The sequence below is a fragment of the Oceanimonas marisflavi genome (assembly GCF_003049725.1).
GTDB classification, from domain to species: Bacteria; Pseudomonadota; Gammaproteobacteria; order Enterobacterales; family Aeromonadaceae; genus Oceanimonas; species Oceanimonas marisflavi.
In genome coordinates, this window is record NZ_QAGM01000010.1 from 1 (window position 1) to 22,031 (window position 22,031).

Here is a 22,031-nt window from a genome sequence, read left to right on the forward strand (position 1 = left end):
TTATGCCTGGCGGCCATAGCGTTGTGGAACCACCTGACTCCATGCCGAACTCAGCAGTGAAACGCAACCGCGCCGATGATAGTGTGGCAGCTGCCATGTGAAAGTAGGTCACTGCCAGGCACCCAATACCGAAAAGCCCTTCACTGATGTGAAGGGCTTTTTTCGTTTCTGCGCGTTTAATATGCAATTGCACTCCCCGCTATTTGCTTATGCTTGCCGCCCGGAGCAAAAAGGCATAGCGTTAAGTTGTAATAAAGCTGTCATGGCCCGGTGCTTTAACTGGACCATGACCATGACAAGGGCTCAGCCCGGGGAGCATGCCTATGGACGGCTACGACCGCAAACGCTTTATTCTCGATACCAATGTGCTGTTGCACGAACCCCTCTCCATTTACTCCTTCAAAGAGCACGATGTCGTCATTCCCATGACGGTGCTGGAAGAGCTCGACCGCATCAAGGACCGGCAAAAGGATGTCAGCCGGGACGCGCGGGTGGCCATTCGCACCCTGGAGGATATTTTCCACGATGCCACTCCCGAACAGATTATTGCCGGGGTGCAACTGGGACTGAAGGACGACGACGCCTCGGGCCGTATTGCCATTATCTCGGATCGTCACCTGCCGGAAGGCTATGCAGTCTTTACCGACGACGAGGCCGACAACCGTATTATCAATACCGCACTTTATCTGCAGAAACACCACGGCGGCCGCAAGGCGGTGCTGGTGACCAAGGATATCAATATGCGGCTCAAGGCCAAGGGTGCCGGTCTTGAGCATGTGGAGGACTACCGCTCCGATCAGCTGGTGGACGACATTCGTCTGCTGGCCAAGGGTTTCTGCCATTTTGACGACAGTTTCTGGGACCGGGTAGGGGAATGCGAAAGCGAAACCCATGGCCGGGAGGTGATCCATACCGTTGCCGAAGAGCTGCTGCCGGGCGCCCATATCAATCAGTACCTGATCGATGACACCGAGGACTTTGCCGGCCGCGTGCTGGACAAGGAAAACGGTCAGCTGCGCTTTGTGGATCTGGGCCGGGAGCGCATGATGGGGCGCAAGGCCTGGGGCATTCAGCCCAAGAATATCTATCAGGCCATGGCGCTGGATGCGCTGCTGGACCCTCATATCGATATGGTGATCCTGACCGGGCCGGCGGGCTGCGGCAAGACCCTGCTGGCCATGGCCTCGGCGCTGGAAATGACCATAGAAAAGGGCATTTACGATCGTGTGATCGTCACTCGAAACACGCCGGAAATCGCCGAAAGCATTGGCTTTCTGCCGGGCACCGAGGAGGAAAAAATGGCGCCCTGGCTGGCGGCCATTACCGATACCCTGGAGGTATTGCACAAGCAGGACGAATGCATGGACGGCTCGCTCAGCTATATCATGGGCAAGGCCAATATTCAGTTCAAGTCGGTCAACTTTATGCGCGGCCGCAGCATTCAGAACACCTTTGTGCTGCTGGACGAATGCCAGAACCTGACCGCGTCCCAGCTCAAGACCATCATCACCCGCTGCGGTGAAGGCACCAAGCTGGTGTGCTCGGGCAACCTGGCTCAGATTGACTCCAACTACCTGACCCCGGTGACCTCCGGACTGACTTATATCGTGGAACGTTTCAAGGACTTTGAAGGCAGCGCCAATGTCTACCTGAATGGTGTGATGCGCAGCCGGCTGGCGTCCTTTGCCGAAGAGAACCTGTGAAAAGTGGGGGGGTGAAATGTGAGGGGAGAGGAGTGGACTCCTCACTCCTCACTCCTCACCGCCGCCGTTCCCAGATACGCCCTTAATTCTGTTGTGCGGGGTGCCGACAGCAGCCCGCCGTCACCCTGCTCAAGAATACGGCCATCGTGTACATAGGCGATACGGTCGGCAACCCGGGCTGCCTCTTCCGGGTGATGAGTGACCAGCAGTACGATCAGTCCCAGCCGGTCGGTCTGTTCCCGTAACAACTGCAATAACTCAAAACGCAGTGCCGGATCCAGTGCCGAGAAGGGCTCGTCCAGCAACAGCACCGGCCGCTGGCGTACCAGACAGCGGGCCAGCCCCACCCGTTGTTGCTGCCCGCCGGAGAGTTGCCCCGGCTTGCGTTTCAGCAGGTTACCAATGCCGACCTGTTCGGCCACCGCGTGAACCTGCTGCTGCTGGGCCGGTGTCAGTTTCAGCCCCGCATGCAGCCCGATGGCGATATTCTGGTATACGTTCATATGCCAGAACAGGTTGTTGTCCTGAAACAGGGTGGTCACGGGCCGCGCCGACGGTGACAGCCCGTGCAGATCCTGGCCATTCAGGTGCAGTTCACCCCCGTCTACCCGGGCAAAGCCGCCCAGCATGGCCAACAGGGTGGACTTGCCGGCACCGCTGGGGCCAATCAGCGCAGTGATGGTGCCCGGCGCGGCGGTGAGGGAAAAACACTGGCGCTGCTCCGGGTAATGAGCGCTCAGGTTATTCAGCGTAAGCATGCTTGCCTCCCAGTACGCGCTCAATCAACAGAAACAGGGTCAGGTTCAGTGTCAGTAATACCAGGGCGGTAGCGGCGGCATCCGTCATCTGATAGCTGCCCAGTTGCTGATACAGCAACCAGGGCAGAGTCTGCAGTTGCTGGCTGCCAAACAGGGCGATGGCGCTTAAGTCCCCCAAGGACAGCATCATGGCCAGAGAGAGCGCCAGGGCCAGGGGTTGGCGCAGCAGCGGCCACTCCACCAGCCGAAGGCGGTGCAAGCCGCATACGTTCAGGCTGCTGCACAGGCGGTCGTAGCGGTGGGCCACTCGCTCCATCGGCAGTTGCAGGGTGCGCAGGGCATAGGGCATGGCCATCAGGGCATTGACCAGCACCACCAGCAAGGGGCCGAGGGCAAACACATCGGCCACGCCGCGCAGCAGAATAAACAGCCCGGTGGACAGCACCACCGCAGGTAATACCAGAATGACGGAGCCGCTGGCTTCCAGCCCGCCGGCCAGCAGGTGGCGATTACGCTGCAGCCGCAGATGGCGGCTGGTGACCAGCAGTCCGGTGGTGAGCGTGACCGACAGCAGACCGGCCCCGACGGCGATGCTCATGGACTGCCCCAGTGCCGACCACAGCCGGCTAGAGGTCAGTGCCGGCAGCAGTCTGGGGTTGAGGCCGGCGGTCACGATGGCCAGCAAGGGTGGCAGAAAGACGACGAACGCCACCGCCATCACCATGGCATCGGTCAGCCGGGTGCGCCACCAGGGCGCATCGTGGCGCAGGCAGGCGCTGAGCCGGTCACCCCGGTATTCCGGCGGCTTGCTAAGACGGTACTGCACCAGCAGAAAAGCACCACAAAACAGCAGTTGCAGCAGGGCCAGGCTGCCCGCGAGAGGCAGATCAAAGTCATAACGCAGGGCCTGATAGATGGCCACTTCCAGGGTGGTGGATTTGGGGCCGCCACCCAGCGCCATCACGGTGGCAAAGCTGGTAAAGCAGAGCATAAAGATCAGGCTGGCCAGCCCTGGCAGGGCGCCGCGCACCGCCGGCCAGATCAACCAGCGAAACAGCTGACGGCTGTTAAAGCCGAGCTGACTGGCCAGCCGCCACTGGCTGGCGGGAATGGCTTCGATGTTCTGCAGCAGAATGCGCGCCGCCAGCGGCATATTGAAGAACACATGGGCCAGCAGAATGCCGGTGAGACCATAAAGATAACTGACCGGCTCCAGGCCAAGCTGGGTCAGCAGCTGATTGCTCCAGCCCTGGCGGCCGTGCACCGCCACCAGTCCGAATACCACCAGGATTACCGGCAGCACCAGAGTCAGTCCAAACAGCCTGAGGAGCAGATTGCGGCCGGGAAAGCGCCGGCGCGACAAGGCCTGGGCCAGCGGCAGGGCCAGTCCCAGGCTGATCAGGGTGGACAGGGCCGCCTGGTAAAAGCTGAACCAGACCACATGGCGCAGGTAAGGGTCGGTAAAGACCTGAGCTGCATTGCTGCCACCCTGCATCAGCAGGGCGGCAATGGGAACAGCGGTGAGCATCAGAATGGCGACCAGACTCAGACTGCCCGGTAGCCACCATAAGCGGGATGGCATCAGCGGGTGGTGGCGTTCAGCCACTGGCGCAGCCATTGTTTGCGCTGGCTGGCCACTTCTTCGGGGCTGAAGCTCAGTGCCTGGCTGGGGGTCACCAGCTCATCAAAACCGGCGGGCAGCTCGGTGTCGATCACCGGATACATCCAGTTGCCGGCGGGAATATGCTGCTGAAAACCGGGAGTGATCATAAACCGCATAAAGCGATCCGCCAGCTCGGGCTGACTGGTACCCTTGATCTTGCCGGCCACTTCCACCTGCACATAGTGGCCTTCTTCAAAGCCGGCGGCCCGGTACTGGTGCTGTTGCTCCGCCTCAATGTGGTAGGCGGGGGAGGTGGTGTAGGACAGCACCATGTCGGCTTCGCCTTCCAGGAACATGCCGTAGGCCTCGCTCCAGCCCTTGGTCACGGATACAGTGCGTTTTGCCAGGTTTTGCCAGACGTCAGGGGCCTTGTCGCCATAGAGTTTCTGCACCCACAGCAGCAGTCCCTGGCCCGGGGTGCTGGTGCGCGGATCCTGATACAGCAGGGTCAGCTCGGGGCGCTCAAGCAGCTCGGCAAAGCTGGCGGGCGGGTTGGTCAGCTTGTCGGCATTATAGATAAAGGCGAAATAGCCGTAGTCATAGGGCAGGAAATAGGGATCGCTCCAGCCACCGGGCAGGGTCAGCCCTTTGGGGGCAAGACCGTGGGGTTCAATCAAGCCGGTCTCTTCAGCCGCCCGCAGCAGATTGTTGTCGAGCCCCAGTACAATATCGGCTTTGGTGTTACTTCCTTCCAGCCGGAGCCGGTTGAGTATGGATACACCGTCATCCAGCGCTACCCATTCCAGGTTACAGTCGCACTCGGCTTCAAAGGCGGTTTCTATCGCCGGGCCCGGCCCCCAATCGGATGCAAATGAGCTATAGGTATAGATGGTCAGCGTCGGCGTTTGTGCCGCCAGCGGCGCGCTGGCCGCCAGCAGCAGGGCAAGCAAAGTCTTTTTCACGGGCCACTCCCTGGTTGAATCATTAGTATCGGGGTGAAACGGCGCCCTTGTCGGCAAGCCCCGATGGCAAAAAGGAAAGACCGCTATTGTAGGTAGATTTACCCGGTGAAACCAGCCATTGAAAGGACAAGCCCATGTTACCAGCCAACAAGGAAAAGCGTCTGCATCAACGTATTGAGGTCAATGCGACCGTGATCCTGGCCACCGCCAGCGAGCGTGTTCAGGGAACCTGTCTCAATCTGAGTCAGCAGGGCATGTTGATGGAGGTGGAATGCGGGCGCTGTAGAAAAGGACAGCACTGGCAACTGATGCTGCCGGCAGTCGGTGACCGGGTGCCGTCAATCAGGGCCATGGCCACCGTGCTCAGGGTGGAACGTGGTGTGACCAGTGATCTGGTGGCGCTCCTTCTGGAAGACGTGCACTAAAAACGCCGACACTGGGCCGGCGTTGTGTGGTTTGCTGGGGCAGGTTACAGCCAGGCGGGCTGCTGCGCCTCGTAGGCGTCGATCTGATCCGCGTGTTGCAGAGTCAGGCCGATATTGTCGAGGCCGTTCAGCAGGCAGTAGCGGCGGAACTCATCGATCTCGAACGGGAAGGCGTGCTCGCCGGCGCGCACTTCCTGCGCTTCCAGATCCACGGTGATCTCGGCGCCCTTGCTGGCCGCCACATACTGAAACAGGCTTTCCACCTGCGTTTCGGTCAGGCGCACCGGCACCATGCCGTTGTTGATGGCGTTGCCGTAGAAGATATCGGCAAAGCTGGGGGCGATCACCGCCTTGAGGCCAAAGTCGGCCAGCGCCCAGGGGGCGTGCTCGCGGCTGGAGCCGCAGCCGAAGTTTTCCCGGGCCAGCAGGATCACCGCCTGATCGTAGGGCGCCTGGTTAAGCACGAACTCGGGGTTCGGCTGTTCGCCGGCGTCATCGAGAAAACGCCAGTCGTGAAACAGGTGCTTGCCAAAGCCGGATCGGGTCACCTTTTGCAGAAACTGCTTGGGAATGATCTGATCGGTGTCTACGTTGGCCGCATCCAGGGGGGCGGCGATACCGGTTAATTGCTTGAATCCGCTCATACTATTCCCCTTACAGATCCCGAATGTCGACAAAGTGACCGAACACGGCGGCGGCGGCGGCCATGGCCGGGCTCACCAGATGGGTGCGGCCACCCCGGCCCTGACGGCCTTCAAAGTTGCGGTTGCTGGTGGCGGCACAACGCTCACCGGGCTGCAGCCGGTCGTTGTTCATGGCCAGACACATGGAACAGCCGGGCAGGCGCCATTCAAAGCCGGCTTCGATAAAGATTTTGTCGAGGCCTTCGGCTTCGGCCTGGGCCTTCACCTGCTGGGAGCCGGGCACCACCAGCGCCTGAACGCCGGCGGCCACCTTGCGGCCTTTGGCGATGTCGGCGGCGGCGCGCAGATCTTCAATGCGGCTGTTGGTGCAGGAGCCGATAAACACCTTGTCGACACGTACGTCGGTGAGCTTGCCACCGGCGGGAATGTCCATGTACTGCAGGGCCTTGACCGCAGACTGACGCTCAACGGCATCGTCAAAGTCTTCCGGAGCAGGAATGGTGCCGTTGACCGGCATCACCTGACCCGGGTTGGTGCCCCAGGTGACCTGAGGGGCAATGGCGTTGCCGTCGAGCTCGACCACGGCGTCAAACTCGGCGCCTTCGTCGGACTTGAGGGTGCTCCAGTAGGCCACGGCCTGCTCCCACTGCTCGCCTTCGGGGGCAAAGGGGCGGCCCTTGAGGTAGTCAAAGGTGGTCTGATCGGGGGCGATAAGACCCGCCTTGGCGCCCAGCTCGATGGCCATGTTACAGATGGTCATGCGGGCTTCCATGGACAGCGCCTCGATGGCGCTGCCGCAGAATTCCACCACATAGCCGGTGCCGCCGGCGTGGCCGACTTCACCGATAATGGCCAGCACCACGTCCTTGGCGCTGATGCCCGGATTGAGCGTGCCGTTGACCTGAATCTTCATGGTTTTGGCCCGGCCCTGTTTCAGGGTCTGGGTGGCCATGACGTGCTCTACTTCCGAGGTGCCGATACCGAACGCCAGGGCGCCAAAGGCGCCGTGGGTGGCGGTATGGGAGTCACCACAGACGATGGTGGTACCGGGCAGGGTCAGGCCCAGCTCGGGGCCGATCACGTGCACTATGCCCTGATACTTGTGGTGCAGGTCATAGAGGGGCACGCCGAACTCTTCACAGTTCTTGGCCAGGGTTTCCATCTGGATACGGGCCATTTCACCGGAGGCGGCGATGTCGTTGGTCTCGGTGGAGACGTTGTGATCCATGGTTGCCCAGGTGCGGTCGGGGCGGCGCAGCTTGCGGCCCTTTTCGCGCAGGCCGTCAAAGGCCTGGGGCGAGGTCACTTCGTGCACCAGGTGGCGGTCAATGTAAAGCAGCGGGGTTTCGCCGGCTTCATTGCGCACCAGATGGGCGTCAAATACTTTCTGATAGAGGGTCTTGGCCATTAGCTTGCTCTCCGGATACGGGAAACGATCTGCTCACCCATTTGACTGGTGGACTGCACCGGATGTTCGGCCTTGTCGCTGTAAAGATCACCGGTGAAGTAACCGGCGGCCAGGGTTTCGGCCACGGCGCGCTCAATGGCTTGGGCCGCTTCTTCCTGCTTGAAGCTGTAACGCAGCATCAGGGCGGCAGACAAAATCTGGGCGATGGGATTGGCAATGCCCTTTCCGGCGATATCCGGGGCGGAGCCACCGGCGGGCTCGTACAGGCCAAAGCCCTGATCGTTCAGGCTGACGGACGGCAGCAGGCCCATGGAGCCGGTGATCATCGCCATTTCGTCGGAGACAATGTCGCCGAACAGGTTGGAGCACAGCAGCACATCGAACTGGGACGGATCCTTGATCAGCTGCATGGTGGCGTTGTCGATATAGATGTGATTCAGGGTCACGTCCGGATAGTCTTTGGCGATTTCGGTGACCACTTCGCGCCACAGAATGGAAGCCTGCAGTACGTTGGCCTTGTCGACGGAGGTGACCACGCCACGACGGCCCTGAGCCGCCTCGAATGCCAGCCGGGCGATGCGCTCGATTTCATAGCGGTGATACACCTCGGTATCAAACGCCTTTTCTTCCGGGCCAGAGCCTTCGCGGCCCTTGGGCTGACCGAAATAGATGCCGCCGGTCAGTTCACGCATGCACACGATGTCAAAGCCGCGGGCGCTGATGTCGGCGCGCAGCGGTGAAAAGCCTTCCAGACCCTGGTAGATCTTGGCCGGACGCATATTGCAGAACAGCTTGAAATGACCGCGCAGGGGCAGCAGGGCGCCGCGTTCGGGCTGCTCGTTGGGGGGCAGGTTTTCCCACTTGGGGCCACCCACAGAGCCGAACAGCACGGCATCGGCGGCTTCACAGCCGGCCAGGGTGGCGGCGGGCAGGGGGCTGCCGTGGTTGTCGATGGCGATACCGCCCACATCATAATGGCTGTATTCCAGCTGCAGGCCGAACTCGGCCTGCACCTTGTCCAGCACGCGAATGGCTTCGGCCATCACTTCCGGGCCAATGCCGTCACCCGGCAATACCGCGACCTTGTAGCTTGCGCTCATGTTCACACTGTCTCCATACGAATTTTTTTCTGAATTTCTTCTTTCTTTTCCGCGACCTGCTCGGCCCGGTAAATGCAGTTAATCACGTGCACCAGCGCCTGGGCAGACGACTCGACGATGTCGGTGGCCAGGCCCATGCCGTGGAACTTGCGGCCTTTGTACTCGGCGACGATGTCTACCTGGCCCAGTGCATCCTTGCCTTCGCCCTTGCTCTGCAGTTCGTACTTGTCGATGCGAATGTCATAGCCGGTTATCCGGTTGATGCACTGGTACACGGCGTCCACCGGACCATTGCCCACGGCGGCTTCGTTGACCACTTCGCCGCCCACTTCCATGCGCACGCTGGCGGTGGACATAACGTTGCTGCCGGACTGCACGCTCAGGTACTTGAGCTTGTACTGCTCCGGCTCTTCGTGGATCTGGCTGAAGAACACCAGGGCTTCCAGGTCGTAGTCAAACACCTGGCCCTTGCGGTCGGCCAGAGCCAGAAAGCTGGCGTAGAGGGTGTCGAGATCGTAGTCCTGCTCGCTGTAGCCCATCTCGGCCATACGGTGCTTGATCACATGGCGGCCGGAGCGGGAAGTGAGGTTGAGCTGGTTCTTGGGCAGACCGATGCTCTCGGGAGTGATGATCTCGTAGGTATTCTTGTTTTTCAGCACGCCGTCCTGGTGAATGCCGGAGGAGTGGGCAAAGGCGTTGGCACCCACAATGGCCTTGTTGGGCTGTACCGGCATGTTGCACAGGTTACGCACCAGCTGGCTGGTACGGTAGATTTCCTGGCTCTTGATGTTGGTGTGCACCCCGAGCAGCTCGCCCCGGGTCTTCATCACCATGGCCACTTCTTCCAGCGAGCAGTTGCCGGCCCGCTCGCCGATGCCGTTGATGGTACATTCGATCTGGCGCGCGCCCTGCTGCACGGCGGCGATGGAGTTGGCTACCGACATGCCGAGGTCATCGTGGCAGTGCACGGAAATGACCGCCTCATGAATGTTGGGCACCCGCTCGAACAGGGTCTGAATGATGCCGCCGAACTCGCTCGGTACGGTATAACCCACGGTGTCGGGAATGTTGACGGTGCGGGCGCCGGCCTTGATCACGGCCTCCACCATACGGCACAGGTTGTCGATGGGGGTACGGCCGGCGTCTTCGCAGGAGAATTCCACGTCGTCGGTGTAGCCGCGGGCGTGCTTGACCGCCGCCACACTCATTTCCACTACCGAGTCGAAGTCCTTGCGCAGCTTGCTCTGCACATGAATGTCGGAGGTGGAGATAAAGGTGTGAATGCGGAACTGATCCGCCACCCGCAGGGCCTCGCCGGCAGCGTCGATATCGGCCTTGAGCGCCCGGGACAGGGCACAGACCCGGCTGTTCTTGATATGGCGGGCAATGGTCTGCACCGACTCGAAGTCGCCGGGTGAAGAGATGGGAAAGCCCACTTCCATCACGTCCACACCGAGCCGTTCCAGAGCCTGGGCGATCTGCAGTTTTTCCTTGACGGTCAGGCTGGCGGAAAGCGCCTGTTCACCGTCCCGCAAGGTGGTATCGAATATAATGACCTGGTTCGACATGTCGCTTTCCTCTGTGTATCCGTGCCGCCCGAAGCAGAATGAAAAAAACCCGTGCGGACGGCACGGGTTTTTGAATGTGAAACTGTGTGAATGATAAATTCCAGCTACGCCTGACCCCGCGCGTTAATGCACCTTGTAGGTTAGTAGTAGTAGCTGAATCTGCTTTTGCATGGTCACTCACATCAGGAAGAATCCGTTAACAACGCTATACAGATAACGATTAACGGCGGCGCTGTCAACTTTACCTTGGCCGCAAGTGCCGACAACACAAACTAAATATAAAGGCGGAAAGGGTTTAATTCAGTGCTTTATTCTGTGATTTTAATTTTTTGCCAATCAATAGTTTCATGTTGCGTTGTCATGTTGTTGTTATTGTTTTGTTGTTGGTAAATCCCTGCTTTGCCGGTCCTGTTGGTGAGGCTTTAGCCGCTGGCGCCAGCGCGCGAATTTTGTTGGCGCTGTTGTGCCCGGAGCGGTAATGGCAGGCTGTTTCGAGCGAAGCCAACGGATTTGCCAAAGCCCGTAGACAACGGATTTAAAGCAGGTTAAGGTGATTTTTCATCCTTTTTCTGCTTATCTTCAGCTTCGCTGTTGTAAGTTGTTGTTTAATAAATATAAAAAGTCGCTCATTTTGCCATGTTGCCCGGCCGCCGGCCGGGTGTCATGGTACGAGGGAGTGGCAAGGTGAACGGAGCAGAGCCTGGAGGGCTTTACCATGGAGATGTTATCAGGCGCAGAAATGGTCGTGCGGGCGCTGGAGGACCAGGGGATTGATTACCTGTTTGGTTATCCTGGCGGCTCGGTACTGGACATCTATGATGCCTTGTTTGAAAACAGCAAAATAGAGCACGTGCTGGTGCGCCACGAGCAGGCGGCCGTGCACATGGCCGATGGTTACTCGCGGGCCACCGGCAAGGTGGGTACCGTGCTGGTGACTTCGGGTCCCGGTGCGACCAACTGTATTACCGGTATTGCCACCGCCTATATGGATTCCATTCCCATGGTGGTGCTGTCCGGACAGGTGCCGACCAACTACATTGGTGATGACGCCTTTCAGGAAACCGACATGATCGGTATTTCCCGTCCCATCGTGAAGCACAGTTTTTTGTGCAAGAAGGCGTCCGATATTCCGCTGGCCATCAAAAAGGCCTATTACATTGCCGCGTCCGGCCGTCCCGGCCCGGTGGTCGTGGACTTGCCCAAGGACATTCAGAACCCGAAGGAAAAGCATCCCTACGTCTACCCCGCCTCGGTGGATATGCGCTCCTACAACCCGACCGGGGTGGGCCACAAGGGCCAGATCAAGAAGGCGATGAAGGCGCTGGCCGAGGCCAGGCGTCCGGTGATGTATGTGGGTGGCGGCGCCATTACCGCCGACGCCAGCGGCCTGGTGGTGCAGCTGGCCGAGCAGTTCAACCTGCCGGTGACCAATACCCTGATGGGCCTGGGCGTCATGCCCGGTACCCACAAGCAGTTTATCGGTATGCTGGGTATGCACGGCACCTATGAAGCCAACAAGACCATGCACAACTCGGATCTGATCCTGGCCATTGGCGCCCGTTTCGACGATCGGGTGACCAACAACGTGGCCAAGTTCTGCCCCCATGCCACCATAGTGCATGTGGACGTGGATCCGACCTCCATCTCCAAGACCATTCCGGCGCACATTCCCATCGTCGGCTCGGCCGATACCGTGCTGGCGCAGATGCTGGAAGCGATTCGCGAGCTGGGGCTCAAGCCCGATACCCAGGCGCTGGACGACTGGTGGGTGCAGATCGAGCAGTGGCGGGATCGCAAGTGCCTGAGCTACGAGAAGAGCGACAAATACATCAAGCCCCAGCAGGTCATGGAGTCGGTATACCGCATCACTGAAGGCAAGGCCATCATCAGCTCCGACGTGGGCCAGCACCAGATGTTTGCCGCACTCTACTACCCCTACGACAAGCCGCGCCAGTGGATCAACTCCGGTGGCCTGGGCACCATGGGCTTTGGTCTGCCCGCCGCCATGGGCGCCAAGCTGGGCTGTCCCGATGCGGTATCGGTGTGTGTGACCGGTGACGGCTCTATTCAGATGAACATTCAGGAGCTGTCCACCTGTATGCAATACAACATACCGGTGAAAATCATCTCCATGAACAACAGCGCCCTGGGCATGGTGAAGCAGTGGCAGAAGATGTTCTATGAAGGTCGTCAGAGCCATTCCTACATGGACTCGCTGCCCGACTTCGTCAAGCTGGCCGAATCCTATGGCCATGTGGGCATGAAGGTGACCGATCCGGCCGAGCTGGATGCGGCCCTGGAGAAGTGCTTCTCCATGACCGACAAGCTGGTATTCATGGATATTCAGATCGATCCGGAAGAGCATGTTTACCCCATGCAGATCAAGACCGGAGCCATGGATGAAATGTGGTTGAGCAAAACGGAGCGAACCTGATGCGGCGTATTATTTCCCTGTTGCTGGAAAACGAGTCCGGTGCCCTGAGCCGGGTAGTGGGGCTGTTTTCCCAGCGGGCCTATAACATTGAAACCCTGACCGTGGCCCCCACCGAGGATCCCACCCTGTCACGCATGACCATCGTCACCAGCGGTGACGAGCGGGTGATCGAGCAGATCACCAAGCAGCTCAACAAGCTGGTGGACGTGCTCAAGGTCAGCGATCTGACCGACGGCGATCACATCGAGCGGGAAATCGTGCTGGTCAAGGTGCGCGCCGATGGCAGCAACCGCGACGAGGTCAAGCGCACCGCCGATATCTTCCGTGGCCAGATCGTGGATGTGACCCCGCACCTGTACACGGTTCAGCTGGTGGGCACCAGTGACAAGCTCGACGCCTTTATTCGCAACATGAGTGAAACCACCGAAGTGGTGGAAGTGGTGCGCAGCGGCGTCTGTGGTGTCTCCCGGGGCGAAAAGGCCCTGCGGGCCTGAGCCTTTGCCTCCTGAATAAAAAACCGCCTGCGGGCGGTTTTTTTGTGGCCGCAACAGGGGACTCCTATGCTTTGGGTTGGGAGGTGTTAATGCGCTACTGTTTTCTGTTATGGCTGCTGTGGCTCTGGCTGGCGCCGGCTCAGGCCGACAGCATGCGCTGCGACAACCGCCTGATCACAGACGGAGACCCGGTGGCATTGTTGCTGTTGTACTGCGGCGAACCCTTGATTCGCGAGCGCGCCTGGCGGGATTTTTACGATGACTACGGTTACCGTTTCAGCCGGGCCGATGGCGAACGATGGACCTATCATTTCGGGCGATATCAGTTTATGCAGATCGTCACCATTCGCCGTGGTCGTGTGGTGCGCATTGAGAACGGCCCCCGAGGCTGATCTCCGATTAGCTTGACCCGGCTCCCGGCCCGCTTCAAAAAAAGTTGACATTCATTATCAGCGATTGAAAATCAGAACCAGAGATATGGGTGGGAGCCAGCAATGCCAACGGAAAGTGGGACGGCCCGAAGCGGGGCGGCCCTTGTGCTGAATAATACGGCCACGGATGTCGCCTTGCGTACGTCGCACGAGGTGCTGTTGCGGTATGCGGAGCTGGTGGACGGCCTGGCGGCGCTCTACGGCCGGCATGGCGAGGCGGTGCTCTATTCCCTGCATGAACCGGCCGGTGTGGCCCTGCGGGTCGCCGGTGGCAACCGTCAGCCCGGTGCGGCCATGACCGACACCGAGCAACGGTTGCTGACCGAGCTGCAACGTCGGGGCGGAAACCGCCTGTGCCTGACCCACCAGCGTCCGGGCGGGCCGGTACGCAGCCTGCTGCAGGCGCTGCGTGGCCCTGCCGGTGAGCTCTCTGGCGTGCTGTGCCTGCATCTGGATCTGAGTGCGCCCCTGCACGAGCTGATGGCCGATTTGCTGCCGCCGGAAAACGAACGTCCCCAGGCCTCGGCGGAAAACTTCAGCAACAACGTGGAAGAGCTGGTCACCCTCACTGTAGAGCGTACCATCGAGACCATTAACGCCGATCCGGACGTGGCCAACAACGCCAAAAACAAGCAGATCGTCACCACCCTGTTTGAAAAAGGCATCTTCGATATCAAGGACGCCATTGCCATGGTGTCGGACAAGCTCAATATTTCCAAACACACTGTCTACCTCTATATCAGGCAGAAAAAACGCGATGACGAGGAGTCGTCGCCACATAACCAGGAGAACCCATGACTAAAACCGTAATCGCTACCGATCAGGCTCCCGCCGCCATTGGTCCCTATATCCAGGCTGCCCGTGTGGGCAACATGGTTTACACCTCCGGCCAGATCCCGCTGGACCCGTCCACCATGGACGTGGTGGAAGGCGGCATTGAAGCCCAGACCAAGCAGGTAATGGACAACCTGATGGCGGTGCTGGCCGAGGCCGGTGCCGATGCCACCAGCGTGATCAAGACCACCTGCTTCCTGTCCGACATGAACAACTTCCTGGCCTTCAACGAAGTGTATGCCAGCTACTTTGCCGCCGGTGCTCCGGCCCGCTCCTGTGTGGAAGTGGCCCGTCTGCCCAAGGATGTGCTGGTGGAAGTGGAAGCCATCGCCCTGGTGGAATAAGCCTTGCCAAGAGCGGCTTTGGCCGCTCTTTTGTTTTTTGCGGACTCATGTTCATGACCGAAACTCCCCTGCGTTTTGCGCTGCTGGTTACCGGCCCCTGCTACGGCACTCAGTCCGCCGCCGACGCCTGGCGCTTTGCCTGTGCCGTGCTGGAGCAGGGCCATGCCGTCGACAGCGTGTTTTTCTATCAGGAAGGGGTGCACAACGGGAACCGTCTGCTGCAGCCTGCCAGTGACGAGTTTGACCTGTACCGGGCCTGGGTGGATCTGGCCGGGCGCCATGACCTCACGCTGGATCTGTGTGTGGCGGCGGCGCTGCGGCGCGGTCTGTGCGATGACACCGGAGCCGCCGACGTGGGCCTGAGCGCCGGCAATGTGACCGCACCCTTTCGTCTCAGTGGTCTGGGGGCTCTGGCCCAGGCGGCGCTGACTGCCGATCGCGTGGTGCAATTCTGATGAACAAGGTTGCCTTTATCTTTCACACACCGCCCCATGGCAGTGCCGCCGGCCGGGAAGGGCTGGATGCGGTGCTGGCCACCTCGGCACTGAGTGAGGAGCTGGCGGTGTTCTTTATTGACGATGGTGTCTATCAGCTCAGGGCCGGTCAGGCCCCGGCGGCCATCAAGGGAAGGGACTATGCCCCCACCTTTGGTCTGCTGGAGTTGTACGACATAGAGCGAGTGTATGTCTGTGCCGACTCTCTGGCCGAGCGGGGCCTGAGTCTGGCCGATCTGTGCATCGAGGCCGAGGCCTGTGATGCCGGCGAGCTTGGCCGTCGCCTGGCCGGGCACGACGTTCGCCTGACCTTCTGAGGAATTATGCTGCATACCGTCAAACATTCCCCTTTCAGTCACCGCAGTCTGGAGCGGGCGCTGCACTATCTGCAGCCCGGGGATCACCTGGTGCTGTGGCAGGACGGGGTGATTGCCGCCACCCTGCCAGCCTGGCAGGCCCGGCTGCAGCCTCTGGCCGACGACGGCCGCCTGCATGTGATGCGTGAAGACCTGGACGCCCGCGGTCTTGAGCCGGTTATTGGCAAGCCGCTTACCATGGCCGGCTTCGTTGAGCTGGTTGCCACCCAGGGCAGCCCCACCGCCTGGTAGAAAACCAGTATTCATGACCGGCCGGTAGGTACCGCTTTAGCCGGCGTATATTCACAGGCCACTGTGTACTCAAAGCCTGTTGCACAGGCTCTGCCAGCTAAAGCGGCAGCTACAACTGGGTGCCAGTGAGTGGGCAGTGGCGGGGATTGCCGGAGTCGACCGTCAAATGTCATGGATGACATTTGCCGAGCGTCCCATGGATGGGCCTGAAGCGTGTCGGCGCAGGTAACCCCGTCACTGTCTGCACGAGCAACTGTATAAATCTTGACTTGCCCTCGGGGCAGGCATAGAATTTTGCGTCCCCGCTTTTGGGGATGGATTTTTTCAACTGTAGAACGACATTATCAGGAGCTGTTAATGGCAACTATTAACCAGCTGGTGCGCAAGCCTCGCCAACAAGCCGTTGCTAAAAGCAACGTGCCGGCGCTGGAAGCCTGCCCGCAGAAGCGCGGCGTGTGCACCCGCGTATACACCACCACTCCGAAGAAGCCGAACTCCGCACTGCGTAAAGTGTGCCGTGTTCGTCTGACCAACGGCTTCGAAGTGAACTCCTACATCGGTGGTGAAGGCCACAACCTGCAGGAGCACTCCGTTGTTCTGATCCGCGGTGGTCGTGTTAAAGACCTTCCCGGTGTGCGTTACCACACCGTGCGCGGCGCGCTGGACACCTCCGGTGTTTCCGCCCGTCGTCAGGGCCGTTCCAAGTACGGCGCCAAGAAGCCCAAGGCTTAATGGTTCTCCGTTAAGTAAGGCCAAACATTTATTTTTTTAACCTGTTTTGTTTTGGGTTATTCCTGAAGTTACGGAGAGTTTGCAATGCCAAGACGTCGCGTAATCGGCCAGCGTAAAATCCTGCCGGATCCCAAGTTCGGATCCGAGCTGCTGGCAAAGTTTGTTAACGTAGTAATGGTAGACGGCAAGAAGTCTACCTCTGAAAAGATTGTTTACGGTGCTCTCGACATCGTTGCCGCCAAGACCAGCAAAGAGCACCTGGCGCTGTTCGAAGAAGCCCTGGACAACGTTCGTCCTACTGTTGAAGTTAAATCCCGCCGGGTTGGTGGTTCTACCTACCAGGTTCCGGTTGAAGTACGCCCCGTGCGCCGTAACGCCCTGGCCATGCGCTGGCTGGTGGAAGCTGCGCGCAAGCGTGGCGAAAAATCCATGGCCCAGCGTCTGGCTGGCGAGCTGATGGATGCCTCTGAAAACAAAGGCTCTGCCGTGAAGAAACGTGAAGACGTTCACCGCATGGCCGAAGCCAACAAGGCCTTCGCCCACTACCGCTGGTAATGTGGGTGGGCGCGGCGCAAGCCGCGCCCCTTGTGGCTCACGAAGGACATTCGACCTTGGCAAGAGGATCTTATTGTGGCTCGTACAACCCCCATTGAGCGCTACCGCAATATCGGTATCAGTGCTCACATTGACGCCGGCAAAACCACCACCACCGAGCGCATCCTGTTTTATACAGGCGTGAATCACAAGCTGGGTGAAGTGCATGATGGCGCCGCCACCATGGACTGGATGGAGCAGGAGCAGGAGCGTGGTATTACCATCACCTCTGCGGCCACCACCTGTTTCTGGGACGGCATGGCGCACCAGTTTCCCCAGCACCGCATCAACATCATCGACACTCCCGGACACGTTGACTTCACCATTGAAGTAGAGCGTTCCATGCGGGTGCTCGACGGTGCGGTCATGGTGTATTGCGCCGTGGGTGGTGTTCAGCCACAGTCCGAGACGGTGTGGCGTCAGGCCAACAAGTATCATGTTCCCCGTATTGCCTTCGTCAACAAGATGGACCGTACCGGTGCCAACTTTCTGCGCGTGGTCGAGCAAATCAAGACCCGCCTGAAAGGGGCGCCCGTGCCGGTTCAGCTGCCTATCGGTGCGGAAGATCATTTCCGCGGCGTGGTGGATCTGGTCAAGATGAAAGCCATCGACTGGAATGACGACGACAACGGCACCAGCTTTGAGTATCACGATATTCCTGCCGAGCTGCAGGAACTGGCCGAGGAGTGGCACCAGAACCTGGTTGAAGCCGCTGCCGAAGCCAGTGAAGAGCTGATGGAAAAGTACCTGGAAGAAGGCGAGCTGAGCGAGGAAGAGATTAAGTCCGGTCTGCGCAGCCGCGTCCTCAGTAATGAGGTCATCCTGGTTACCTGTGGTTCCGCGTTCAAGAACAAGGGCGTACAGGCCATGCTCGACGTGGTGGTGGAGTACCTGCCGTCCCCGGTGGAAGTACCCGCCATTGCCGGTGTGAAGGACGACGGCGAAACGCCCGATTCCCGTCCCGCCGACGATGCCGCGCCTTTTGCCGCACTGGCGTTCAAGATCGCCACCGATCCCTTTGTGGGCAACCTGACCTTCTTCCGTGTGTACTCCGGGGTGGTCAGCACCGGCGATACCCTGCTGAACTCGGTCAAGGGCAAGCGCGAGCGCATTGGCCGCATCGTTCAGATGCACGCTAACAAGCGGGAAGAAATCAAGTCCGTTTGTGCCGGCGACATCGCCGCTGCCATTGGCCTGAAAGATGTGACCACCGGTGACACCCTGTGTGCCCCCGATGCGCCCATCATTCTGGAACGCATGGAGTTCCCCGAGCCGGTTATCTCGGTGGCGGTTGAGCCGAGAACCAAGGCCGACCAGGAAAAAATGGGCCTGGCCCTGGGTCGTCTGGCCCAGGAAGATCCCTCGTTCCGGGTCTGGACCGACGAAGAGTCCGGTCAGACCATTATCGCCGGCATGGGCGAACTGCACCTGGACATCATCGTGGACCGCATGAAGCGCGAGTTCAAGGTGGAGGCCAACGTGGGCAAGCCCCAGGTGGCCTTCCGCGAAACCATTCGTGGTTCCGTGGAGCAGGAAGGCAAGTTCGTGCGCCAGTCCGGTGGTCGTGGTCAGTTCGGTCACGTCTGGATCAAGATCGAGCCTCAGGAAGAAGGTGCCGGCTACACTTTCGTGAATGCCATTGTGGGCGGTGTGATTCCCAAGGAATACATTCCCGCCGTGGACAAGGGTATTCAGGAACAGATGAAGCAGGGCGTGCTGGCCGGATATCCGATCGAAGATATCAAGGTCACCCTGTATGACGGTTCGTTCCACGATGTTGACTCTTCCGAAATGGCCTTTAAGATCGCCGGCTCCATGGCGTTCAAGGCGGGTTTCATGAAGTGTAACCCGGCTCTGCTCGAGCCCATGATGAAGGTGGAAGTGGAAACGCCGGAAGAGTACATGGGTGATGTGATCGGCGATGTGAACCGTCGTCGCGGCATCATCGAAGGCATGGAAGACGGCCCCAGTGGCAAGATTGTGAACGCCCTGGTTCCGCTGTCCGAAATGTTCGGTTACGCTACCGACCTGCGTTCGCAGACTCAGGGCCGTGCTTCCTACTCCATGGAGTTTGCCAAGTACGCCGAAGTACCTGCGAACATGGCCGAGGCAGTGGTTGCTGCCCGCCGAGGTTAATTAATCTTTGTTAAATCTTCCCGTCCGTCGTTTCGGACGGGAGCAAATCAGGAAGGACTAGTCCGTGTCTAAAGAAAAATTTGAACGTACGAAACCGCACGTTAACGTTGGTACCATCGGCCACGTTGACCACGGTAAAACCACTCTGACCGCTGCCATCACCAACGTGCTGGCCAAGCAGTTCGGCGGTGCCGCCCGCGCCTTCGACCAGATCGATAACGCTCCCGAAGAAAAGGCCCGTGGTATCACCATCGCCGCTTCTCACGTTGAGTACGACACCGAAACCCGTCACTACGCTCACGTTGACTGCCCCGGCCACGCTGACTACGTGAAAAACATGATCACCGGTGCTGCCCAGATGGACGGCGCGATCCTGGTAGTAGCTGCCACCGACGGCCCCATGCCGCAAACCCGTGAGCACATCCTGCTGGCTCGCCAGGTAGGCGTACCTTACATCATCGTGTTCATGAACAAGTGCGACATGGTTGATGACGAAGAGCTGCTCGAACTGGTAGAAATGGAAGTTCGTGAACTGCTGTCCGAGTACGACTTCCCGGGCGACGACATTCCGGTAATTCAGGGTTCTGCTCTGAAAGGCCTGGAAGGCGATGCTCAGTGGGAAGAAAAGATCCTGGAACTGGCCGCTGCTCTGGATTCCTACATCCCCGAGCCCGAGCGTGCCGTTGACGGTGCCTTCCTGCTGCCGATCGAAGACGTATTCTCCATCCAGGGCCGTGGTACCGTAGTTACCGGTCGTGTTGAGCGTGGTATCGTTCGCGTGGGTGAAGAAGTGGAAATCGTGGGTATCAAAGACACCACCAAGACCACCTGTACCGGCGTTGAAATGTTCCGCAAGCTGCTGGACGAAGGCCGTGCCGGTGAGAACGTGGGTGTTCTGCTGCGTGGTACCAAGCGTGAAGACGTTGAGCGTGGTCAGGTTCTGGCCAAGCCGGGCTCCATCACCCCGCACACCGACTTCGAATCCGAAGTATACGTACTGTCCAAAGACGAAGGCGGCCGTCACACTCCGTTCTTCAAGGGCTACCGTCCGCAGTTCTACTTCCGTACCACTGACGTGACCGGTACCATCGAACTGCCGGAAGGCGTTGAAATGGTTATGCCTGGCGACAACATCAAGATGGTTGTAAGCCTGATCGCTCCCATCGCGATGGAAGACGGTCTGCGCTTCGCTATCCGTGAAGGTGGCCGCACCGTAGGCGCCGGCGTTGTAGCCAAGATCATCAAGTAATTGATGTCTGGCGCAATCCGCGCTGTAAAAAGGAGGCTTCGGCCTCCTTTTTTCGTTTTGGGCTTGCCTCCAGCCCTTTGCGTCAGTAGCGTCTGATGTAAAGGCCTGCGGGCAGTGTGCCCCGGCCACAGCATGAGGAAGCCAGCATGGATATCAAGCCGGTTACAGCAAGCTTTGCGGTGGCGGATCAGGTGACCGCCGAGGATCTGCCCCGGTTGCAGGCGATGGGTTACCGAACCCTTATCTGCAACCGCCCCGACGGCGAAAGCGCCGGCCAGCCAGCCGCCGAGACGCTGGCCGGACAGGCGAGGGCACTGGGCTTTGCCTGGGAGTGGATACCCATCAGCTCCGGTGACTTTACCGATGATGCCATTAATGACTTCCGTGTCGCTCTGGCGCAACATCCGCAGCCGGTGCTGGCGTTCTGCCGCACCGGCACCCGCTCCATCACCCTGTGGGCGCTGTCGCAGGCCGCCAGACAGCCGGCAGAGGCGCTGCTGCAGCAGTGCGCCGCGGCCGGCTATGATCTGTCGGCGCGGAAGGAGCAACTCGTCGCCAGACGGCAAGATTGAATCCGGCATCATACTGTGAGGTGACGTTGCTTTTTTCAACAAATTTAACTTGCACTGATAACCGCTATCATTTAGATTTGTCCTGAGAGCGGAGGACATCTTTCATGTATGTGTGTTTGTGCAAGGGCATTACCGAACGCCAGTTAAAAGAGGCCATTGCCGAGGGCAATACCGAATTTATGGATCTCAAGCGCGAGCTTGGGGTAGGTTCTCAGTGTGGCAAATGCATTCCCGTCGCCCTCGCCATTCTGGCCGAGGAAACAGCCAAAAACGCCGTTTATTACGAAGTGGCCTGACATCGCCGCTTGTTCAGCTCAAAAAGCTCCCTTGCGGAGCTTTTTGTCGTTTTAAGGGCTGCAGCTCCAGCGTGCTTTTGGCTACCATGAGCCTCCAAGCGTACAAGGATGCTGTCAGTGATGAAAGAGACTCAAAGAACACTTACTGTTTGCAAGAGTGTGGCCCTGGTGGCCCATGATCATAAAAAGTCCCGGCTGCTGGAATGGGCCTCAACTCATGCCGACATTCTTAAAAAGCACCGGCTTTATGCCACCGGCACCACAGGCACCATGCTGGGTCGTCAGGTTGGCCTTAGTGTGCATTGCCTGCTGTCCGGTCCCATGGGAGGGGATCAGCAGCTGGGTGCCATGATCGCCGAAGGCAAAATCGATGTGCTGATCTTTTTCTGGGATCCCCTCAATGCCGTGCCTCACGATCCCGATGTCAAGGCACTGTTGCGTCTGGCGTCGGTGTGGAATATTCCGGTGGCGACCAATGCCGCCACTGCCGACATGCTGATCAACAGCGTACAGATGGGGGCCGAGTTCGGCATCAGTATTCCCGACTACGATGGCTACCTGAAGGAAAGAACCGGCGACTGAATGTTCGGTATTCTGTTAAAAATGCGCCTGTGACAGACAAAAAGTGACAGATTATTTATC

24 protein-coding genes and 1 rRNA gene are annotated in these 22,031 nt (G+C 59.2%); 18 read left to right on the plus strand and 7 right to left on the minus strand.

The genetic code is table 11. The features are described 5' to 3' along the window. Positions 1–5 precede the first annotated feature (5 nt). Positions 6–120, plus strand: a 5S ribosomal RNA gene (gene rrf, locus DA373_RS07965). 203 nt (positions 121–323) lie between these two features. Continuing rightward, positions 324–1,703: a PhoH family protein gene (locus DA373_RS07970; protein ID WP_107851785.1), complete on the plus strand. Its 1,380-nt coding sequence runs from the start codon at positions 324–326 to the stop codon at positions 1,701–1,703. A 41-nt stretch (positions 1,704–1,744) separates the two neighbouring features. On the opposite strand, the gene thiQ is transcribed toward DA373_RS07970, so the two are convergent. The 3 genes from thiQ to thiB are packed head-to-tail and all read right to left on the minus strand — an operon-like array spanning position 1,745 to position 5,014. Then, the gene (gene thiQ, locus DA373_RS07975; protein WP_107851786.1) at positions 1,745–2,461 is read right to left on the minus strand and encodes a thiamine ABC transporter ATP-binding protein; all 717 of its coding nucleotides are present in this window, start codon (positions 2,459–2,461) and stop codon (positions 1,745–1,747) included. Continuing rightward, positions 2,445–4,043, minus strand: coding sequence for a thiamine/thiamine pyrophosphate ABC transporter permease (gene thiP, locus DA373_RS07980; protein WP_107851787.1), 1,599 nt, complete (start codon positions 4,041–4,043; stop codon positions 2,445–2,447). The genes thiQ and thiP overlap by 17 nt, the downstream gene beginning before the upstream one ends. Continuing rightward, a complete protein-coding gene (gene thiB, locus DA373_RS07985) occupies positions 4,043–5,014 on the minus strand; it encodes a thiamine ABC transporter substrate binding subunit (RefSeq protein WP_198650276.1) in 972 nt (323 codons plus the stop codon). Before thiB ends, thiP begins: the two co-directional genes overlap by 1 nt. Positions 5,015–5,160: 146 nt before the next feature. On the opposite strand from thiB, the gene DA373_RS07990 reads away from it, so the two are divergent. Next, positions 5,161–5,451: a PilZ domain-containing protein gene (locus DA373_RS07990; RefSeq protein WP_107851789.1), complete on the plus strand. Its 291-nt coding sequence runs from the start codon at positions 5,161–5,163 to the stop codon at positions 5,449–5,451. A 44-nt stretch (positions 5,452–5,495) separates the two neighbouring features. On the opposite strand, the gene leuD is transcribed toward DA373_RS07990, so the two are convergent. The 4 genes from leuD to leuA are packed head-to-tail and all read right to left on the minus strand — an operon-like array spanning position 5,496 to position 10,171. Continuing rightward, positions 5,496–6,095, minus strand: a complete 600-nt coding sequence (gene leuD / locus DA373_RS07995; RefSeq protein WP_107851790.1) for a 3-isopropylmalate dehydratase small subunit — start codon at positions 6,093–6,095, stop codon at positions 5,496–5,498. 10 nt (positions 6,096–6,105) lie between these two features. After that, positions 6,106–7,503 carry a 3-isopropylmalate dehydratase large subunit gene (leuC, locus tag DA373_RS08000; RefSeq protein WP_107851791.1) on the minus strand — a complete coding sequence of 466 codons (1,398 nt, stop codon included), beginning with the start codon at positions 7,501–7,503 and terminating at the stop codon, positions 6,106–6,108. Next, positions 7,503–8,603 (minus strand): 3-isopropylmalate dehydrogenase, encoded by a 1,101-nt coding sequence (gene leuB / locus DA373_RS08005; RefSeq protein ID WP_107851792.1) that lies wholly within the window; start codon positions 8,601–8,603, stop codon positions 7,503–7,505. The genes leuC and leuB overlap by 1 nt, the downstream gene beginning before the upstream one ends. Positions 8,604–8,605: 2 nt before the next feature. Beyond that, a complete protein-coding gene (leuA, locus tag DA373_RS08010) occupies positions 8,606–10,171 on the minus strand; it encodes a 2-isopropylmalate synthase (RefSeq protein ID WP_107851793.1) in 1,566 nt (521 codons plus the stop codon). Positions 10,172–10,886: 715 nt separating this feature from the next. Between leuA and DA373_RS08015 the strand changes: the two genes are divergently transcribed. The 15 genes from DA373_RS08015 (at position 10,887) to DA373_RS08085 (ending at position 21,971) form a co-directional block, all read left to right on the plus strand. Further along, the gene (locus DA373_RS08015; protein ID WP_107851794.1) at positions 10,887–12,605 is read left to right on the plus strand and encodes an acetolactate synthase 3 large subunit; all 1,719 of its coding nucleotides are present in this window, start codon (positions 10,887–10,889) and stop codon (positions 12,603–12,605) included. Then, positions 12,605–13,099, plus strand: a complete 495-nt coding sequence (ilvN, locus tag DA373_RS08020; RefSeq protein ID WP_107851795.1) for an acetolactate synthase small subunit — start codon at positions 12,605–12,607, stop codon at positions 13,097–13,099. The genes DA373_RS08015 and ilvN overlap by 1 nt, the downstream gene beginning before the upstream one ends. 89 nt (positions 13,100–13,188) lie before the next feature. After that, positions 13,189–13,491, plus strand: a complete 303-nt coding sequence (locus DA373_RS08025) for a DUF2845 domain-containing protein (RefSeq protein WP_107851796.1) — start codon at positions 13,189–13,191, stop codon at positions 13,489–13,491. A 174-nt stretch (positions 13,492–13,665) separates the two neighbouring features. Next, positions 13,666–14,328 (plus strand): helix-turn-helix transcriptional regulator, encoded by a 663-nt coding sequence (locus DA373_RS08030; RefSeq protein ID WP_232821228.1) that lies wholly within the window; start codon positions 13,666–13,668, stop codon positions 14,326–14,328. Continuing rightward, positions 14,325–14,708, plus strand: a complete 384-nt coding sequence (locus DA373_RS08035; protein ID WP_107851798.1) for a RidA family protein — start codon at positions 14,325–14,327, stop codon at positions 14,706–14,708. Before DA373_RS08030 ends, DA373_RS08035 begins: the two co-directional genes overlap by 4 nt. 53 nt (positions 14,709–14,761) lie before the next feature. Beyond that, positions 14,762–15,163 (plus strand): sulfurtransferase complex subunit TusD, encoded by a 402-nt coding sequence (gene tusD / locus DA373_RS08040; RefSeq protein ID WP_107851886.1) that lies wholly within the window; start codon positions 14,762–14,764, stop codon positions 15,161–15,163. Beyond that, positions 15,163–15,519 (plus strand): sulfurtransferase complex subunit TusC, encoded by a 357-nt coding sequence (tusC, locus tag DA373_RS08045; protein WP_107851799.1) that lies wholly within the window; start codon positions 15,163–15,165, stop codon positions 15,517–15,519. The genes tusD and tusC overlap by 1 nt, the downstream gene beginning before the upstream one ends. 6 nt (positions 15,520–15,525) lie before the next feature. Next, the gene (gene tusB / locus DA373_RS08050; RefSeq protein ID WP_107851800.1) at positions 15,526–15,810 is read left to right on the plus strand and encodes a sulfurtransferase complex subunit TusB; all 285 of its coding nucleotides are present in this window, start codon (positions 15,526–15,528) and stop codon (positions 15,808–15,810) included. Positions 15,811–16,167: 357 nt separating this feature from the next. Next, positions 16,168–16,542, plus strand: a complete 375-nt coding sequence (gene rpsL, locus DA373_RS08055) for a 30S ribosomal protein S12 (protein WP_014293656.1) — start codon at positions 16,168–16,170, stop codon at positions 16,540–16,542. Between the two features lie 84 nt (positions 16,543–16,626). After that, complete coding sequence (gene rpsG / locus DA373_RS08060; protein ID WP_094202188.1) at positions 16,627–17,097, plus strand: 30S ribosomal protein S7; 471 nt, start codon at positions 16,627–16,629, stop codon at positions 17,095–17,097. Between the two features lie 75 nt (positions 17,098–17,172). Next, positions 17,173–19,272 carry an elongation factor G gene (gene fusA / locus DA373_RS08065; protein ID WP_107851801.1) on the plus strand — a complete coding sequence of 700 codons (2,100 nt, stop codon included), beginning with the start codon at positions 17,173–17,175 and terminating at the stop codon, positions 19,270–19,272. Positions 19,273–19,336: 64 nt separating this feature from the next. Further along, positions 19,337–20,521 (plus strand): elongation factor Tu, encoded by a 1,185-nt coding sequence (gene tuf, locus DA373_RS08070; RefSeq protein WP_107851802.1) that lies wholly within the window; start codon positions 19,337–19,339, stop codon positions 20,519–20,521. Positions 20,522–20,667: 146 nt separating this feature from the next. Continuing rightward, complete coding sequence (locus DA373_RS08075; protein ID WP_107851803.1) at positions 20,668–21,093, plus strand: TIGR01244 family sulfur transferase; 426 nt, start codon at positions 20,668–20,670, stop codon at positions 21,091–21,093. A gap of 104 nt (positions 21,094–21,197) precedes the next feature. Then, positions 21,198–21,389 (plus strand): bacterioferritin-associated ferredoxin, encoded by a 192-nt coding sequence (locus tag DA373_RS08080; RefSeq protein WP_107851804.1) that lies wholly within the window; start codon positions 21,198–21,200, stop codon positions 21,387–21,389. Between the two features lie 120 nt (positions 21,390–21,509). Continuing rightward, entirely contained in the window at positions 21,510–21,971 is a 462-nt protein-coding gene (locus DA373_RS08085; RefSeq protein ID WP_107851805.1) for a methylglyoxal synthase, read from the plus strand. Positions 21,972–22,031 lie beyond the last annotated feature (60 nt).